The organism is Hymenobacter arizonensis, assembly GCF_900115775.1.
Lineage (GTDB): Bacteria > Bacteroidota > Bacteroidia > Cytophagales > Hymenobacteraceae > Hymenobacter > Hymenobacter arizonensis.
In genome coordinates this window covers 140914-158904 of the sequence record NZ_FOXS01000008.1, presented here as the reverse complement: position 1 = coordinate 158904, position 17991 = coordinate 140914, and the positions used below count along the sequence as shown (strand labels likewise).

At 56.6% G+C, this 17991-nt stretch carries 13 protein-coding genes; 5 read left to right on the top strand and 8 right to left on the bottom strand.

What is annotated here, in order from left to right; all coding sequences use genetic code 11:
- Nucleotides 1-2619, bottom strand: coding sequence for a relaxase/mobilization nuclease domain-containing protein (locus BMZ66_RS22035; RefSeq protein WP_092678505.1), 2619 nt, complete (start codon nt 2617-2619; stop codon nt 1-3).
- Nucleotides 2616-2987 carry a hypothetical protein gene (locus BMZ66_RS22030; RefSeq protein WP_092678503.1) on the bottom strand — a complete coding sequence of 124 codons (372 nt, stop codon included), beginning with the start codon at nt 2985-2987 and terminating at the stop codon, nt 2616-2618. Before BMZ66_RS22030 ends, BMZ66_RS22035 begins: the two co-directional genes overlap by 4 nt.
- A gap of 1007 nt (nt 2988-3994) precedes the next feature.
- Here BMZ66_RS22030 and BMZ66_RS22025 point away from each other — a divergent pair.
- Entirely contained in the window at nt 3995-4312 is a 318-nt protein-coding gene (locus BMZ66_RS22025) for a hypothetical protein (protein ID WP_092678501.1), read from the top strand.
- 1243 nt (nt 4313-5555) lie between these two features.
- Nucleotides 5556-6740 carry a DEAD/DEAH box helicase gene (locus BMZ66_RS22020; protein WP_092678499.1) on the top strand — a complete coding sequence of 395 codons (1185 nt, stop codon included), beginning with the start codon at nt 5556-5558 and terminating at the stop codon, nt 6738-6740.
- A gap of 593 nt (nt 6741-7333) precedes the next feature.
- On the opposite strand, the gene BMZ66_RS22015 is transcribed toward BMZ66_RS22020, so the two are convergent.
- From BMZ66_RS22015 to BMZ66_RS21990, 6 genes are all read right to left on the bottom strand, one after another.
- Nucleotides 7334-7753: a hypothetical protein gene (locus BMZ66_RS22015; RefSeq protein ID WP_092678497.1), complete on the bottom strand. Its 420-nt coding sequence runs from the start codon at nt 7751-7753 to the stop codon at nt 7334-7336.
- Nucleotides 7750-8514 (bottom strand): ParA family protein, encoded by a 765-nt coding sequence (locus tag BMZ66_RS22010; RefSeq protein WP_092678495.1) that lies wholly within the window; start codon nt 8512-8514, stop codon nt 7750-7752. The genes BMZ66_RS22015 and BMZ66_RS22010 overlap by 4 nt, the downstream gene beginning before the upstream one ends.
- Before the next feature lie 768 nt (nt 8515-9282).
- A complete protein-coding gene (locus tag BMZ66_RS22000; RefSeq protein ID WP_143080353.1) occupies nt 9283-10497 on the bottom strand; it encodes a replication initiation protein in 1215 nt (404 codons plus the stop codon).
- Between the two features lie 1356 nt (nt 10498-11853).
- Complete coding sequence (locus BMZ66_RS21995; RefSeq protein WP_234795205.1) at nt 11854-12249, bottom strand: integrase core domain-containing protein; 396 nt, start codon at nt 12247-12249, stop codon at nt 11854-11856.
- Nucleotides 12183-12638, bottom strand: a complete 456-nt coding sequence (locus tag BMZ66_RS25635) for a hypothetical protein (RefSeq protein WP_177204844.1) — start codon at nt 12636-12638, stop codon at nt 12183-12185. The genes BMZ66_RS21995 and BMZ66_RS25635 overlap by 67 nt, the downstream gene beginning before the upstream one ends.
- A 36-nt stretch (nt 12639-12674) precedes the next feature.
- A complete protein-coding gene (locus BMZ66_RS21990) occupies nt 12675-13184 on the bottom strand; it encodes a transposase (RefSeq protein ID WP_092678487.1) in 510 nt (169 codons plus the stop codon).
- A gap of 1006 nt (nt 13185-14190) precedes the next feature.
- Between BMZ66_RS21990 and BMZ66_RS21985 the strand changes: the two genes are divergently transcribed.
- From BMZ66_RS21985 to BMZ66_RS21975, 3 genes are read left to right on the top strand one after another with little or no spacing between them, the layout of a single operon-like run.
- The gene (locus tag BMZ66_RS21985) at nt 14191-16722 is read left to right on the top strand and encodes a hypothetical protein (RefSeq protein ID WP_092678485.1); all 2532 of its coding nucleotides are present in this window, start codon (nt 14191-14193) and stop codon (nt 16720-16722) included.
- Nucleotides 16723-16770: 48 nt separating this feature from the next.
- Nucleotides 16771-17367 carry a hypothetical protein gene (locus BMZ66_RS21980; RefSeq protein WP_143080352.1) on the top strand — a complete coding sequence of 199 codons (597 nt, stop codon included), beginning with the start codon at nt 16771-16773 and terminating at the stop codon, nt 17365-17367.
- 52 nt (nt 17368-17419) lie between these two features.
- Entirely contained in the window at nt 17420-17815 is a 396-nt protein-coding gene (locus tag BMZ66_RS21975) for a hypothetical protein (protein ID WP_092678481.1), read from the top strand.
- The last annotated feature ends 176 nt before the right edge of the window (nt 17816-17991 follow it).

The window sequence follows — 17991 nt, the reverse complement described above, 5'->3', positions numbered from 1 at the left end:
TCAATCACCTAGCCCGTATCCCACGCTTTTCCCGAGTGATTTTGCTGGCGGTTCTTCCCCGCCCCGCGCCGTCCTCGCGGCTACTGATTCATCCACCGTTATTCCGGGGCTGCGATACGCCAAATCATCGAGTGTCTGCGTAATGCTCGACAACTTGTGTCGCTGCGTATGATAATGCACCGTCAGCACGACCTGGCCCGGTTGCTCGCCCGCCACCTCCCGCACCACAGCGCCCGCGTCTCGCAAGCCAGCAACCGCCGGCGCTGCTCGCTCCGCGGCACTTCTCGTTTTGCTGTCTCCGATTACCACCGTGGCTTGACCAAACTGTCCCCCGCGGCTAGGCCAAGCCGTTGGGGGTTGTCCAAACCCCTCGCTTTGCTCCATAACGTGCGCGTCCGGCGAAGATCGTACCCTGGCTATCAAGTTGTTGACCGCGTCCAATTGCGTACCGCTCGTCTCGTGGGTGTAGGCGAGCACTGCCAGCGGCCCTAAACCGGGCCTCGGCGCTGGCGATTCAAGAACCTCGATTGTGACGCCCGCCGCGACCAGGTCCTTGCGAATGTGCTCCAGCCGTTCAGCGGCCGAGTGCGTAGCACTTGCATAGACGCCGATTCTGCCATGAATTAGGCTGGCCTGCCGCGTGGCCACCACCTCATCCACCTGTTCAGCCAAGTCCCGGCCAAAAGGCTTCAGTCCCGCCACTGGCACGGTCCGCTCGGAGTCTTTGTGACGAAGGTGCATGCCCCCATCCGCTCCCAAGGCGGCCGAGTACCCCTGCGGCTGCAACTGGGCGTTAAACGCCGCCCGGGTCGTGAAATCCTGCGCCACCAGCAGGCCTTCCAGCATCTTGAGCGTCTTTGCAGCGTACGCCTGCTGAGCCAGCACCTCCGTCACCTGCGCGGGCAAGGGCAAGGCCGCTGAACCGCCTGGCTGCACTTCGGCCAGGGTGAATATTTCCCCGCTGGCCTCGTGCTTAATCCTATGGGGCTGTCCGGTAACCAAGATAAATTGGTACCCCTGCTTGCGCACTCGGTTCTGATATTCCTGTGTACTGAGCAAGGGTGTTTCAGGCGCGTAAAGGGTCCGTGTTAAGACTTCTCGGATCTGCTCCTGCAACTGCTGCCGATCCTGCTCAGCAGCTTCGACCTGCGCGGCCAACCGGAGTCTTTCTTGCTCCTGCGCGTGCACTTCGGCCAGCAGAACACGCCCCGCGGGCGTGGCGTTTGCTTGCTCTTCGTGTGCGGCAATGCGCTGTTCAACCTCTTGGATAACACCGTAGCTTAACTCCGCGACCCGGGTGTAGGCACCGGCACGCTCGGCTTGGTCGGCTTCCTGCACCAAGGTTGCAAGCCGGGCCCGCTCCCGTTCAACACCCTCCAGCGCGTCGGCCGTGGCCTGCTCCGCCGCCGCGTTGCGCAATTGTTCCGCTTGCCGAGTTTCTTCCGGTAAATCCGCCGCTGGCCGCGACTGTTGGGCAACGGCTTCAACGGGTGGAACGTCTGCCGGCGGCTCTGCTGTGACAACACGGCCAAGCGGCGAGCGGCCAGCAGTTGGTTCACTAACCTCCTTCGAATCGACCGGCAGCCCAGCCACCACCACAGCCGGTGGCAGCACGCTCGCAGATACCGGCACCGGAAATTGTTTGTTTCCCTGCACCTCCTGCGGCAGCAGAGCCACGGAAACGGCGCGCTGCTGGGCCGCACGTTCGCTTTCGGCGGGCAGTGGGTTGCGCTTGCCAACTTCGTGGCGGCCGAGAACTTCGTCTATGGCCAAAGCCGGGGCTTGCCGCACGGGAACGTCCACCTGGTGCTGCGCAAACTTTTCCAGCAACCGGGGGGCCGTGAAATCCTTGCCCACCTCCCCCCCCTTGAACCGGTGCGCGCCCAACTCAAAGCACACGCCAAACCGGGTTGTGCCATCGGCCTGCCGGTGCTCGCTCACTACCTGCCGGATGTTGTGGGGTGCTAGTTTGGCAGCCAGTTCCGCGAAGCCACCGGTCTTGTCTGCCACGGCGACCAGCGCGTTCGCCACCGTGTGCCGGGCGCGCTGCCGGTCCGCAATGCGCTTTTCCCGGGGGGTGGCGGCGGCAACCTGCCGGTTCGTTTGCCCGTCGCGACGCGCCTGCGCCCGGCCCTGCTCCTCGGCTGAGAACAGGCCCAGCTGCTGCTCCACCCGCTGGCATGCCTCGCGGCAGTACTGGCCGATGAAGGCATCCGGGATAATGCTGCCCCGGTTGTCGACCCTGTTTAGCACCAGGTGCGCGTGCGGATGGGGCTTGTCGAAGTGCTGCACCAGCACCCACTGCGTTTGTAGCGGGCCAACCCGCTTCTCCTTTTCCAACTCCTTCATGAACAACCGGGCCGCTTTCTCCAATAGCTGGCTGACCTCCTCCGGCCTGCGGTTCTCCGCGTCGGCGGTGGACAACGAGAGTGGAATGTGCAGCACGGCCATGCCCAGGCCGGGCTGCAGTTGCCGTTGAAAGGTAAAGTCTTCGGCCATGTGCTGCGCATCGTTGGTGCGCACTCCTTCGGCTGCCAGAACCAGGGCGTCCTTGCTTTCCCGGCATATATAAAAGGAAACGGCCCGGAAGCTGTCGTTGGGGATCGCGTAGGCCGTCATTGCGTGGCCCCTTCGTTCAAAGTGTGCATGAACTGTTGCACCTGGTCGAGGGCCGCCTTTGCTTGTTGTTGGACAGCGGGCTCAAACTGCTCGGTTTCAGCGATGGTTTCTAAGTGTGCGACTAGTTTTACCATCTCCTTGTAGAACTCCACTGCCTGAACATTCCACTTCACTTTGGGTGTCAGGGGCAGCCCCTGCCACGCCCGTCGCAATAGTTCGGACCGATGGTGACCCGTCACCATTGCCTGCACCCGCAAGCGCTCCATGTCCTCTGGGGGCAGCGTAATGGTGAGCGATTTGGCGTGAACGGCTTGGGGACGACGCCCCGGCTTACGTTTCTTTTTTTCGGAGGCGTCGGCGTCGGCCATATGTTTAGCAGTAGAAAAGTTACCGAATCAAGAGAGCAGAGCTGATGAGAAAGACCTACGTAGGTAATTCGACACGGTCTGAACACTTCTTGCTAAGGAATTCAGAAGCTAGTTAGCAACTAAAATCATATTTTCATAATATTATTAAAATAAATTTCTGAGTTTATCAATTTGCTCAATAGCTACTCCAAAACCTCATACTATTACCCACGATGTCAGATAGTATCGGGCCAATCTATTCTATTAAAATCACAACTATGCACTAACTACAACATTACCATCCCAGCAGTTTTTAAATTGAGCGCCAATAATGAGGTGCCAAAAAAATTCCGTTCTCAACCTTATTTGGAATCGATCAATCAGCCCACTACTGCTTGAGTAAAGTTTACAAGAAGTTATTTTTTTAGAAAGTGGCCGTCTATGTATCTAGTAAGAATAGCATTCAGAAAAATTCTAGAGTAGCCGTACACGAGACTTCCTGAGTAACACCAATGCAAAAAAATTAATGATAATGGCTTTTATATTGATTTGGTAGTTTTAAAAGATGAGCAATTTACAGACAAGCACACGTTATAAGCCGAACCAAACTACCATAACCACTAGTCAACGTTTCTCAACGTAACTGGCTCAGGTACTGAAGTCAATAATTCACCTTTCTAATTTGCTTGGATTATTTAGCAACAACAATTGTGTTTATTATTTTTCTCATAACAAGTGACTTAACACTTTATTAGAAAATAGAGGGAATCCACGAGATGATTATCTACCGGTAACAGGCACTTGTTATAAAATTATTACAGTGTTAAGTCAATAAAGCACCATAGCAAAGAGTATTTAATTTCAGATTATTATAAATAACCAACATTCCAAGTTTTAAGATAATCTTTCAAATAAATCACCTTGTAAGCTTGTTAGCGAAATTCTTTAGTTGTTAACTTGTCATCATTGAGGGTTTTTCTTATTGTACCCTTTCGCATCTTTCCATACCAGCTTTTTTCTTCCATTTTATGTCTGAACAGTCTGATTCGCTTTCCCCTAAACCTGCTGTTTCCACCACCGCCGCTAAGTCGCAGAAAGGGGGCATGGGTAAAAGCATGCCCGGTGTCAAGTTTGGCAAACGTAAATTCTTCCTGCCTTACGATATGGAAAGAGCCTTACGCTTCGCTTCTTTTCAGCTGGAAGTCACGCCAAAAGCGGTGATTATAGAGCCTGAGGACCTGGTAATTGAAGCAGTGCGACGTCACTTGGACCTGTTGGCAAAACACATCACGTTCACCCCTGGAATGTGGCCGGTATCAAAAACGAGTTCAGAACCCACTACCTGATTGGCAAACACGCGGCCCTCCACGGCCCGTTTTACCGAGTCGAGCAGCGTAGACGAAGAGGCCATTTATTTGGTCACTATGGGCTACTGGAAAGAGACCCCTCACTTGTCGCAACCATAATGCGGCTGTCCGGCCACCCAGCCTCACGTTGAAGAAGATGGCATGAGTAGCCATTTTCTGATTAGCTCGATAGCCTCGTGGCTCGCTAAGCCTGCCTGCTCCAATAGTTGGCGCCAATTTGGAACCCGCTGCGCCCCATCCAGCGGGGGACCTTACTCCTTTCGCAGACGGAAGCGTGCTGGTGCTGGCTGAGGAGGCATTGAGTTATTGCTTTACGCCAACCTGCCGCAACAGCAGCAGGTGATACTAGCTGGGTAGAATAATTAGGCAAACCAGACGCGGGATTTGCTGCGCTCTTCAAACCACCGGCGCACCACTTGCAACACTTTACGCGGTCAGCATTTTCGCTGTCATACGGCCGCTTCTTGTAGAGTCCGTGCACTGCGGCGTTTGTCGCGGCTTTTGATCGGTTCGTGCTATCAGCCCGGATGGAAGCTGCTAGAGGAATGTTCGCCCTCAAACCAGCTGCAACGCCAGTGCAACGACGGGCGTGACGCGCACGAAGGAACCCGCAACGCAGAACCCGTAGAGACCGGTTACTGAATTGTACCGTATCCGCTTTTTCGCATGGGTACCTGCTAACCCCAGTCCCCTAAGACGAAGTTGGTTAGAAGTTTGGGGTAAATATTAAACAAGGTACTTTAGCACGGCGCGGTGGCATTTCCAAGTCGCGCATGTAGCGCTTGCCGGAACGGCTTGCTCCGTGAAGCCGGCCTGAAACGGCACAAGTTGGCTTTTTGCTCAGCACTGAGTAAAGCCGGAGGAACGCACATTCGCTTCGTTCGGGCAACCTGTTCAGCCCGCGAAACACTAAATTGTCTGGCTAAAGAAAAGCCGTGCATTGACCTCATAGCAGGCCACTTTGCGACATTAGCTGCTGGCCGCTGCCCTGATAATGTACTGCCAATGCTTAAGAGGGGATATTGAGAAGTGGGCCAATCAATCTGCATCAATTTCGGCATCAACCCCGCGAATGGGTTAACCAGTAACCGGACACGACGAAAGGCTGCCACCGCAGAGCTGATAAACCACTGGCCCTTTTATTTTTGTCGTGAACTTCGCTCTGCGCCGTTAATCCTGGTCCGCCAGCTACGTCGCGTTGGGCCCTACCCCTCCCCTGCTTATGAGCGCTTCCCCCGTTAGCGCCTCCTTGACGGCCCAGGAAAAAAAACAAGCATTGCAGGACCATGTCCTAACAGTAATCAACGGTCGCCAGCTCGCTGGGGCCGCGGTGGCCATGGGCGTTGGAAAAACGCTCATCGGCCTGCGTGACATGGCGCGCCTCCTCTCCGACCGCCAGCGGCTGGATCCCGCGACCAAACCCTTTTTGGTGGCGGCCCCTACCGGAACCGTTCTAGACTCCTGGCACCAGGAAGCCCGCAAGTTTGGACTGGCGCATCTGCTCGACGCCATCACCTTCACCACCTACCGGTCGCTAAGCAAAACCCTTATGCAAGGCCACTACTCCAAGCTTTACCTCGACGAGTGCCACGCCCTTAAAGACTCACACGAGCCCGGCCTGAGGGCCCACGTGGCGCGCAAAAAAAGCATCCTGGGCCTGACCGGCACGCCCCCCGCCCAGCCGGGTTCGGAGAAGGGCCGGTTGGTGGCCACCTATTGCCCCATCGTGATTGACTACACCACCGACGAAGCCGTGCTCGCGGGCCTGCTCAACGACTACCGCCTGGTCGTGCACCGCCTGCCGCTGAGTCCCGTGCGCGACCACCGGGTCTCGCTCAGATCCGGCCAGCAGTTCACCACCAGCGAGCGCGAGAGCTACCAGTACTGGAGTGGCCGGTTGGCCAACGCCGCCCAGGACGCGCTGCCCGTCGAGACGCTGCGCCTGCTGCGCATGCAGGCGTTGATGCACTACCCGGGCAAGGGCCGTTACATGGCGCACCTGGCCCGCCAGTTCGCGGAGAAGGTGTTGCTCTTCACCTGCAACCAGCAGCAGGCCGAGGAGCAGGCGGAGCACACCTACCACTCCAAAAACAAAAACAGCCCGGCCAACCTGGCCAAGTTCAATACCGGCGAAATCCAGCGCCTGGCCTGCGTGGCCCAGCTCTCGGAAGGCATCAACATCCCGAACTTGCGGGTGGGCATCATCTGGCACGCGTATGGCAACGAGCGCAAAGCTGCGCAGCGGATCGGCCGGCTGCTGCGCCTCAACCCCGAGCAGACGGCCACCGTGCACCTGCTCATGTACCAGGACACGGTGGACGAGTACTGGGTCGCGCAGGCCCTGGCCGCCTTCGACCCCGCCAAAATCAGTTATGTCGATGCCCGCCTGGAACAGCTTGACCACTAATTTAATGGCGATTTGTGCACTCATCACCGAAATTGGCCGAACCCATGAGAGTCGGCCGAAATGTTGATCCAATCGCTCGGCCACGCCTATGCCTGGGCCACGGCCCACTTGCCTTGGACCGGGTACCAGAGTCAGAGCCGAGCGAGAGAATGCCCGGGGTGCTGACAAGGCCCTCCATTACGTGCTATGGCCGGACCGGGAAGTCACGGTGCTCGCTTCACCAGTGGCCGCGGCTTGGATCAGGTGGCAGAGCACCCAGAAGGCTGGGGCAGAGTTGCGGCTTGGTACAAGTGGTTGCACAGGCGCCTGCCCTGTGGCTTGGCCAGGCCGCCAATCTATTTAAGGTACTCCTCCCGCCACGGTAACGGCCTGCTGTTCGCGGACAGAGTTCCTGGGGGACGCAAACGGAGCGCTAAACGAGAAAAAGTAAGCGACTAACTTCTTTACCGGGGGACCGGTCTCCGGCTGCTGTTGCACAGGTTGAACAATGCGAATTGCGCACGAAGTTGCTAGAGGGGCACGGCGGGATAAGCGTGAGCGGATTCATTCCTCTACTTTGCGGCTACTGCCCCTCCCCTATCCTTTCGGAACGGTTAAATGAAGGGGTACTTTTTTCGCAATACGGCCAAGACTTTGGGCGGCAACGGCCGGGCAGCTTCCTCCTTCCCCTCAAAATAGGCCGTCAGCGCTGATTCGAGAATTTCCTGAATGTTCTCGCCGCCGTACGTTGCCAGCTGCTGAAGCTTCAGGTAGGTAGCAGCCTCCAACTTGTTTGAAAAGATGATCTTTCCAGGCTTTACATCAAGACCATCTTTACTGTAAAGATCATCTCCTTGGTTGGCGGTTGGCGATGCCGGCGCGGGCGCAGGTTCCGAAGCTGCTTCCGGGGTCGCCGGACGAATGGTGCCCGCGTTAGGCCAGAGGGCTTGGTCGGGGTTGATGGCCGGTGACGGAACACCAGTAATGTCGGCCACGGCGGTGGCCGCGAAGCTGGGGCGGGGCTGCTTGCTCATTGGGCAATCCGGGTTAGTAGTTCTTGGGTAAGAGCCAGGTAGTCGTGTGCGCTGTTGGATTCGGGCGCGTGGGCGTGGATGCTTTTTTTCAGGGCCACGGCCTCCACCAGCTTGGCGTTGATGCGGATGGACGTGTCCGTGAGCAGGCCCTTAACACGCGGCTGCTGGGCCAGTTCCGCTGCGAAGTCGTGGTACACCTGCCCCCGGTAGCTGGGGTGGTACTGCGTAAGAAAGATGCCTTTCAACTCCAGAGCCTGGTTGAAATTGTCGCGCACCGCCTCCAGCATGTCGAGCAGCTTGTAAAAACCAGCGAACGCAAACGGGTCGGGGCGCATCGGAGCCAGCACGTAATGAGCCGCCGTCAAACTCATCACCGTCATGGGTCCCATGGAAGGCGGCGTGTCGATGATGATGTAGTCGAACTGGTCCTGCAAGCCCGCCAGTTGCCGGCGGAGCAGATTGGGGTGGGTCGCATCGGCTCCAATCATGCGTTCGAGCGGACTCAGTTCGGGCCGGGAAGCAATCAGGCTCAGGTTGTCTCCCACCGGCTGCATGACCTCGGCCAGGGTCGCCTCGCCGCGCAGGACCATGCACAGGTTGGGGGCTTGCACGTTGGTAAACGTGGAGGTGAGGTTGCTCTGCGGGTCGCAGTCAATGAGCAGCACCCGGTGCCCCAGTAACACCAGGGAATGGCCAATGCCGAGGGCCGAAGTCGTTTTTCCGACCCCGCCCTTGTGCTGAGCAATTGCAATGACTTTCATAAGGGTAATAATTAGTTGTACAGATTGTCTTGATGCAAAGATGACAAAGACAAGCTGTACGAGAAAGAAGTATTTACAATCTTTTTATCTATACCGTCTTTATTCATTCATCATAGCCTGTCAGCCTGTTGGTTATTGTCACGCTGAAGCGCACAAATGGTGCTCCTATGGCTTTTAAAGTTCTCTCTATAACTTTCTCTCTTTACATCTTTACGTAAAGTAAATAAAGATTTGGATAAACTCAAGTGGGTTCAGCGTTTGTGCTGGGGCCAAAACCTTCTGGATGTTCTCCCGGCTGGAGTCCAATTCAACCGGAAAACCCTGCACAGGCGGAGAGCAGAACCGGAGTACGGTGGGATCAGTCTGCGACTTGTCCACGCACTGGTGCACCACAGCGATGCCAGTTGCGCACGCGGCCGCGACGCCCGCGTCGCAAAGCGCTGGGTTGGGTCCTCGGCGGCGGTGCACCTCAACTAACCGCGCCGACTGTCGGATGAGCTCCTGCTTGCGCGAGGGGCGCAATAAGCAAGCATATCTGCTTGGCTGGTGGCCGCCGGGGAGGTCCCTTTGGAGGAAGATGACTAGGGAAGCAAGGGGTTGACGCTGGGCGCCGCGTTGGTCCGACTGGTGCTGCCCGGCCCGGTAGGGTAGGGGGCCGGGAATTCAGGAAAACATTGGTCCGTTGGACTGCGGCCCTCTTAGGCGCAGCTTGGCTGATTATCCGACCCGGCAGAAGGCCAGGTGGGAGGGTAGGCAAGCTTTCCGGGACTATTTCTTAACCAGCCATTCGATGCCCTGGGCGTCAACCTCCCGGCAAAAGCCCTGCGAGAGGTACACCAGCTGCAGATTCTCTTCGAATGTCGCGCCTTTGGCCAGGTTCTTCCGCTGCATCAGCTCATAGGACTCCCGCACCTCGGCCAGGCGGTAGCGTAACACCTCTACAGGGGCTTTGGCGCTCTTCCGGGCCGCGGTTTTTTGCTTTACGGCCACGGATTTGCGGTAGTCTTCCAACGAATGCCCCTTGGTAATGGCCGTGAACACCGCCCCCGCAAGACTGCTGACTTTGCCCTGGCTGCTGCGGCTTCGCTGCTGGTTCACCACGAACAGCACGTAAGCGGGGTCCACTTCGCCCTTTTCGATAAGCTCCCCGACCACTCCCACGCTGCTGGCGGCCACGCCCGCCTCCAGCAGCGCGGTTTGCCACTCGTTGGGGGTCTGCAAGGCGGGCAACAAGGCCTCGCTCACCACGGGTGAAAAGCGAAAACGAATTTGCTCCACGCTTTTACCCCCGCCCCGTAGCAGGTCGTACTCAAAAGCCAGGTTGGTTTGGGCCAACTCCTGTTGTGCCCGGTCCAGGACGCGCAGCTTGAATAACGGGAACTGCTTGTACTGGCCTTCCAGGCCCAACAACCGCTTGAGGTCTTCCACCAGGAGCGTCCGGGTACCGAAGCTGCCGAATTGCTTCAGCAACCAGTAGATCCGGTAGGAGTGAGCGCTCTTGAGCTTGAGCAGCTGCATGAGCTGGGCCTGGGTGAAGTTGCCCTCGTTGAGTTGCAGCAGGTGGTCGCGCACCCGGTCGTTGAACCGCACCACCAGCGAACGCTCCTCGCTGCTATAGTCCGCGTAGGCCATGAGCGGGGTATTGGAAAAGCTGGGCGTGTCCTCCGCAGCCTTGCTGGCCGGTTTCTTCTTGCTGGGCCGCTCGATGTACAACACCCGCGAAGCGAGCAGGGCACACATATCCTTGAGTTGCTGGTAATCGTTGCTACTGGGCCGCCGTCCCGAAAGGGCCACGACCTCCGTAGCCGGGATGCGCATCTCGCTGAACTCCGTGTCGTCGCGGTGAATGCGGGACAGCATGGCCATGAACAGGCGCATTTCTAGGGTGGTGAGCGCAAACCGGGCGTTCACCAAATCGTTTCTTTGCACGACCAACTTGCTGACGGTGTCGGGTTTTGGCGCGTCGAATAAGGAAACCTGCATGGCGGGGTAGGGGAGGAAGATCAGGGCTTGGAGTGGCAATAGTATTACAAATATTTTTCTTGTAATAGCCTTTCGTGCTTTTCGTAATAGGCTGAGCCGGCTGTTTCGTGCTTTTGGTAATAGGTCGTCGTGCTTTTGGTAATAGGTCGTCGTGCTTTTGGTAATAGATGATTCGTGCTTTTGGTAATAGATGACCCTTGGAACTATTTGACAACCATTGCGTTGCGAAACCTATAATATAGGTAATCTTTATAAAGAAGAAAACGACGGTTTATTTAAAGAGGCCGTCTTTATTTTGTTTTAAATCAAGGCTTTAACGAGGTTAGCTGTCCGCAATCTCTAATGGAGGGTGTTTGCGGCGGCCCGGCAATTCGTGCTTTTTGTAATAGCGCCACTTCATCCAGTATTGGCCAATTCTGAGACATTGACAATTTCAGATAACTTTAAGTAATATCGCGTAATAATATAAAATTTTCACAATAAAAACATAATATCATCTATTACAAAAAGCACGATTTAACACTAATTGGCGGCGACGTATGGGTTGTATTACAAAAAGCACGAATCCAGATGGACACTTGGGGTTGGACACTGATTGGCCCTCCTATGGAGCGGGAATTCGTGCTTTTTGTAATAGCTGCGACTATAGGAGGCAGGTGGCCACAAGTGCCGGTTAAAGAATGTTGTTAAGCATGAAGCGGTCTGGGGAAATTTGCACAGACTCTGGCAATTAATTAATAAGTGATTGAAAATAAATATTTTATAAGAGAATCCGGAAGTGCAGCGGTCGTGCTACGAACACAAGTACGGCCAACTGCTGTTACCAGCAAAAAGCTGCGGCCGGGGAAGATACCGATGCGGACCACCATGACCAGCTCGAAAGATTACCAGTTACAATGAGTCTCGTAGTAGAGATCGAAGGCTTTGTTCACCGGAAGAACAGGCCCCTACACGGGCCGCACGCCTTGGAATGCCGTGGCTTGGGCAACGGTTTTCTTCTGCACGCCAGCATCTTGCCAAAACGCTGGGTTTGCCAGCAAAAATGCAGCTTTTTGGGACATCCAAAACTTAGCATACTGAACCCAGTAATAGGGGGAAGAGCCAGGAAACAATTAGTGCCCGGCGAGGCGAGTGGCAGTGAATTGAGAGTATGCTTGGCCTCACTCTGTTGACTTAAAAAAGCGGCGTTAACCAGCGAGCTTCGTGCCTTTGGCGGGTGATGTCTTTTTTTCTCCGCTGCCTGAGGGGCCCCACGACCGGCCGCCCCACGATGGGTGGGGGAGGAGGTGGGTGCTAATGATCGGTTCATATTTCCGGGTCGGAGTTGGCAATGGCCGGGTTTTTGAGGTGGTCTAGCTAAGCCGGACAGGGTTGGGACGTTGTTTGCAGGTGATTTTCGAAGTGGTTGGGGGCAAGGTAACCGAGCGAAGAATGCCGTCGCTCGGCGTTGTAGTAGGCGACGTGGTGGCTGATTTCGAGCCTGGCTTCGGCCAGGCCAGGGAAACGGCCGCCGTCGAGCAGTTCGGCTTTGAAGCGGCTCCAAAACGATTCGGCGTGGGTCGTACCCGGTAGGGCGTTGTCGTAGCAGTTATCGCGCCGGCTCATGCTTTGCCACGCGCCGTGGCGGGCTAGTAAGTCCTTAAAGCGGGTGGCCGCGTACTGCAAGCCCCGGTCGGAGTGGTCAATCAGCGGCCGCTGGGGCTGGTTGCGCGCGGCCAGGGCCTGGTGCAGGGCGGCGAGGGTGCCGAGCACCGACAGGTCCGGGTGCAGGCAGACGCCCACGATTTTAGGGGAGTATACAGGTCGGTAATCAGGCTCAGGTAGCTCCAACCGCTGAGCAGGCGCACGTAGGTGATGTCGCTGATCCAGACCGGCTCGGCCCGGCTCACGAGCAGGTGCTCGATGAGATTCGGCCACCGAAATAAGGGCAGGCACGTGTGCGTAGTCACCACGCGCCGTTCGCGGCGGCGAATTAACAGACCATGGCCGGCCAGCAGGGCAAACAGGTAATCCCGGCCCACCCGCGGCGCGTGCTCGCCCAGTTGCGGGAGCAGCAGGAAAGACAGTTTACGCGTGCCCAGGCGGTGGCCCGGCGCTGGTGGTCGTAAAATGCGTTTCGGGTCTTGCCAAACAGTCCGCATAGCGTCCTTACGCCGAGGCGGGGTACTTCTGGCGCATCATTTCGACGGCTTGGCACCACCCTTTTTTCGGATGGCAATTTTATAAGCGGCCTCCGCTTGGTCGATGAGCGTGTGCAGCGCCTCGATTTGCCACTGCGCCTGCCGCAACTGAGCCGCCAGGAGGGCATTGGCATCGGCGGGCGTGTCCGGCGCGGCGGGTGGCACGGCCTCGCGGGCCCGGTAAGCGGCTACCCATTCGCGCAAGGTATTTTTCATCCGCAGCCCGTACTTGCGTAGGGCCTCGTCTTCGCTCAAGCGGCCGTCGAGCAGCACCCGCACAATCTGGTGCTTCTGGGTGGCGGTGAATAGTTTGCGGCGCATCTGGGAATATACCGCCGTGCCGTATAGCCGCAGCCACGCCCGCAACGTTGCGTGGCTGATGCCCAGCCGCTGCAAGACGACCCGCTGCGACAAACCCGATTCCACCAGCCGGACCGCCTCCTTGCGGAAGGCGATGGCATGATTCTCATTGTTGGCCTGGCGTGGGAACCGCTCGATTTCGGTCATCCATCAATCAGGTGATGTAAAGCACTCGCCGGACGAGACATGATCTCGCCCTAGTTTGACCCATTACCAAAAGTCTGTCAACAACATTTATTTAAAATGCCTATAGTAAAATTAGTTCCATTATGTTTTTGTGCGTTTGTTTGCGCCACCTTACTCAATCTGTCAGCAGGGTTTTCATCTTGCTGGGGGCTGTGGACCCCTAATTATCATACCCCTGCAGCCCCGTGCTGCGCATATAGCCGGCGCTCCTGTTCCCGGTTCGCACTGGTGGCGCCCGCCGGCTTCCGGCCCAAGCCATATCTACTCTTTGCGCTCCCAACCGATGCCTCTCCTGGGGGCTCCGTACCCGTTTTTTCCCGGTTCCCATTGGCGACTACCTTTCGCTCGTCGCAACGATGCGGTGAGAAGGACTTTGCGTACCAAAGTCGCCCGTCCTTCCGGAGAACCGCTTTTCCTGGGGCCGCGCTAGCCTAGGAACAAAAAACAAAGCCAAGCCCGCTCGAAGGCCAAAAACGGGCTGGTTTGTCTTTCCAAATCAGTCAACCAGGCAGAAATAAATGGGATGAGCCAAAATCACACTCCAGCCTGCTCACAACCTGTTTTTTCAAAAAAATGCCTTGATGATAGTTAAACGTGCCTTTCCCGAGGCACTGATCTTGCTCACAATCCCTTAGCGTCGCTTTTCATTCTTAATGTCGTGCGATCCATAAAGGAGACTTTTTGACTGATAGGGCTGCCCCAGTTTGCGAAAGGCCAGGCCCTTGAATTCGCTTCATATAGGTTTGAGGAGCGGATGTAATAGTTGCACGCCAGTTTATGATTTGCAACGTGCAACAGCGTCATCTAATTGAGAATCTACCACGGGTCCGAACCGAGGTAAACTGGTGCAGACAGTCAACGGGAATCAAACCGAGCGCTTTCTACTAAGCTATCAAGTAAGGCTGATAAGAAATGGGCTAGAAACGTTCGAACGAAAATGGCAGCATAAATTTTTAAATAAACACACATGAGCACACTTGCTACGGGCGATGCGTTTGCCGCAACACTAGATACTCTGAAGCAAACCCTTCAGAGTTTTGGCCCTATGGTGCCAACGGTTGATGCGGTTACAACACTAATTACGGACACCGACACGCTGCTGAATGACATCGGCAGTTTAATCTCTGCCGCGGATGATATCGACGATGCGCTTATGGCGTTGGGAGAGGTACTGGAATTTTTAGAACCTATCCCCATCGTCGGAGAGGTGGCCGGCCTGATGTCGACGGGTATTGAAACCGTAAGCGAAGCGTTCAAGGACGCCCTAACCACCGCGAAGGAAATCAACACCGAAACGATTCAGCCGGTCGCGAAAACCTTGGGCGACGTGCAAGCGGGGCTGAGTGATTTTCGGACCGTGGTGGTCGACGTCAGCCAGAAGATTCCTGGTTACATCAACACCATCGAAATTCTTTCCTACCTGTCGCAGATCGCCGCGCCTCTGGCGCCGGTATTAGTCGGAACGGAGGCTTCCGATAAATTGCTGGCCTTAATGAACACCTTCAATTCGGTGCAACAGGACTTAGGGCACGCGCTTAATGCACTCAACCCGGTCATTGCCGCAGCCCAAACAGCCGTGCACGACTTGAGTGGCGTGCTGAGCAGCATTCAACAAGCGGTCGGCGGCGGCGTGGGCTCGGCACTTACTGACATCAAAAGCGCGGCGGACGCCTTGGCACCCCTCAACAGTGGCTTTCACCGCATGGAGGAGGCCATAAAACCCCTTGCCTGGGTGCTGGACGCGCTAGCCTGCATATTCGACAAGATTTTAAAGCCGGTGATCGACCTGATTATGCAGGCAACGGGCCTCGACACGCTCGTGCAATCGGCTGAAACAGCAATCTTTAATAAGCTGGGCATTGGGCCGATTATGGATGCGGCAAAGTCGGGCATCAATCAACCCGGCATTAGCCAGGCCGGTGACGCAACGGGATCGGCCCAAGGGGACAAATCCCACCGGCTGTGGGACGCAGCCGAAACCGCCCTCGGCCAGTACCGTTCCGGCCAGGACGGAGGAACCAAAGCGGCCATCCTGGGGCTGATCAGCGCCATCACCAACACTCCCATCGACCCCAACAAACCGTCGGTGGCCCCTCCTTTTCCGGTCGCCACCCCCGCCATTACGCCCGCAGCCCCGGCGACCAACGGCGGCCCGGGAGCAAGCGCTGCTTTCTATCTGTCCCGGCCGTTAGCTCAGGTCGATTCCCGCGTGCTGATGGCGCTCAAATCTCCGGCGGTGAGGCCTCATACGCTTTCGCTGGCCGCGTTGGCCATTGCGCAGGGGGCCTCTCCGAATCTCCTGCCCCCCGTTGACCCCAGCGTGTGGCCAAATACCGCGGCTTTCATTACCAGCTGCGGTACGCTGGTGACGAACCTGGACGCCCTGGCGCCGGCTGCTACCAAACTGGAAGGAGCCCTGCTGTCCTTCACCGCCTCACTTGCCCTGCCCGCGACCTTTGCGCAGCAAGTCAATGACTTGTCACAACTGCTTGCTGACGCGGTGCACATACTTGATTTCCTCGCTACGCTCAACGTTGGGTTTGTGACTGCGCTGGTCAAGCCGTTTGATGACGTGGCACGCGACCAAAACGGTAAGATGGGCGCCGTGACCAACGCGCTGCCGGCCCTGCAAGCGGCCCTCGCCGCGCTGGAAGCGGCTTCGCAAAGCGTGGTAAGGAGCGTTCCGCAAACCGTCGTTGTCGACCAGGCCATCCACCGGGTGGAAGGGTGGAGCATGAGCATGAACCAGCTTATTCAACTTGTGGAGCAAGGCAAAGCCGAGGACGCACGCCAGGGAGGCAAGCAAACGGCGCAAATCGCGGCCTTTGCCGCGAAGCTCGAAGGGATTGCTACCGCCGTGTCAGTCAAGCTGGCCAATATGGCGGCCGAGGCGCAAACGCTGGCGACCGCCATCAATGGAATCCAGGGCGGTATTGACACGTACGCAATCCAGATGGATTCGATAACAAGCCATAGCACCTTATTGTCGAACAAGGCATTGCCGGTTGCCGGCCAGGCGGTGCACATCCTCGGGATTGTCAACAGCATCGTTGACCCGCTGGCGGGACTCTTGCAATCGCAGAATTGCGTGGACGCGGGTTCGCCAATGAAGAGTTATGCGGCCGACGGCCGGGACGCCATCAACAGCGTCGGACAGGCAGCCGCCACTGCCCAGCCCCAAGCGTTTGAGGATTTCGCTGAAAACCTGGCCGAGAGTGTCCTACCCCTGACGGACCTGGCCGCGGCGGTACAGGCCGCTTCGGCCTCAATATCCACCACATCCGTCCAGGCTTTCCAAAGCCATTCCAATAACCTGGAGACCGGCTTGGCCAACCTGGCGCTGGAGCTGACGCAGAGCGCCTCTTACACGGCGACCATTCAAACGCGGCAAGGCGGCACCCAAACCATCACGGTCAGCAACGCCCTTTTTACGCAAGACCTGCTGACGGAAGCAAAGCAAATTGTCAGCGCCCTGGCCCCGCAAGCCACGCCGGCTTAGCACCAGATTTTTCCATTTTCATTTTTCTCTTACCCCAAATCCAAAAACATGGCCAACGAGTGCGCGCCCCCCCAAGTCATTCCTCAACTCTCCACTTACCTGTCCGGCCAAACGATGCTCGCGGCCGTGCAGGCCGCCCCCCCGGCAGGATGCAGCACGACGCTGACCGGTGCGGACGAAACAAACTGTCAGATTTTCACAACCTGGACCCAATACACTGCGTCGATATGTGGCGCATTGGGCCTAGCTGCCCAGATCATCGACCGCGAAATCAGCGGTGGTATCTCGAAGGAAATGGTGCTCGCCATTGAAGCGTTGTACGATGGCATCAACGGCGTGAATACGCAGTTTCTGCAAGCCATTGTGGACATCAACAGCCACACGCCTTACGAGCCGTTGCCGACCCCCGACCCTATCCCGCCGTTTCCCATGCCGACCAGCGGCAGTGACGTGGAGCAGGCCGTAGTGCAAACGTGGGACATGCTGAAGCCCTGGATTGAAAAGAGTATGGACAAGCTTCCCACTGGTTCACCTTGGGTTAAAGTGCTGGAAGGAATCATCGACTCATCCGACAAGATGCTGGCGGACCTTCAGGCGCTGTTTGCCCAAATTACTGGCAACACGAATCCAGTAGCTTCGTCTTAAGTGCTTGCAATATGATATTATGAATCAAGTGCTTAACCCTGGCGTTTGACTTATGGCTTTTACGGATGCACAACTTGCCGGCGCGATGAAAGGTTTTCTTGTAACCTCGGAGTTGATGACCCAGCAACAACAAGACATTTTGCTGGAAAACTCAACCGAGTCTAACGTCGGTGAAACACTGTCAGCCCAGCAGCTGACGAATTTTGGTGCTTACTGGCAAGCCCTTGGCGCCTGGATGGCTGGGCAAGGCGGCAACATCGCCACGACTACTGGCACGAACGCCCCTGGACGGCAGGGGGGAAACCCCGCCGGCCTACAATTGATACCCCTATACAACGATACGTTCAACGACGTGAATGCCCACTTGAACCAATCGGGTTGGAAGCCGGGTAAAGCAGTTGCCAATCAACTTAGATTTGTTTCTGTTTTGGGTAATCCTCCCGCATAATTCTAAGTCGCTTAAGCAAAAAACCCGCTCAGATGTCTGAGCGGGTTTTTTGCTTAAAAATCGCTGTGAAGTGACAAGCGAAAATAGTCGGCTAACCTTGTAGCATGAACGTGTCCCTGACCGATTCGAAGGGCTAGCACTTGCGCCATCTGCAAAAGCAGCGGCGTGGCGAGGCG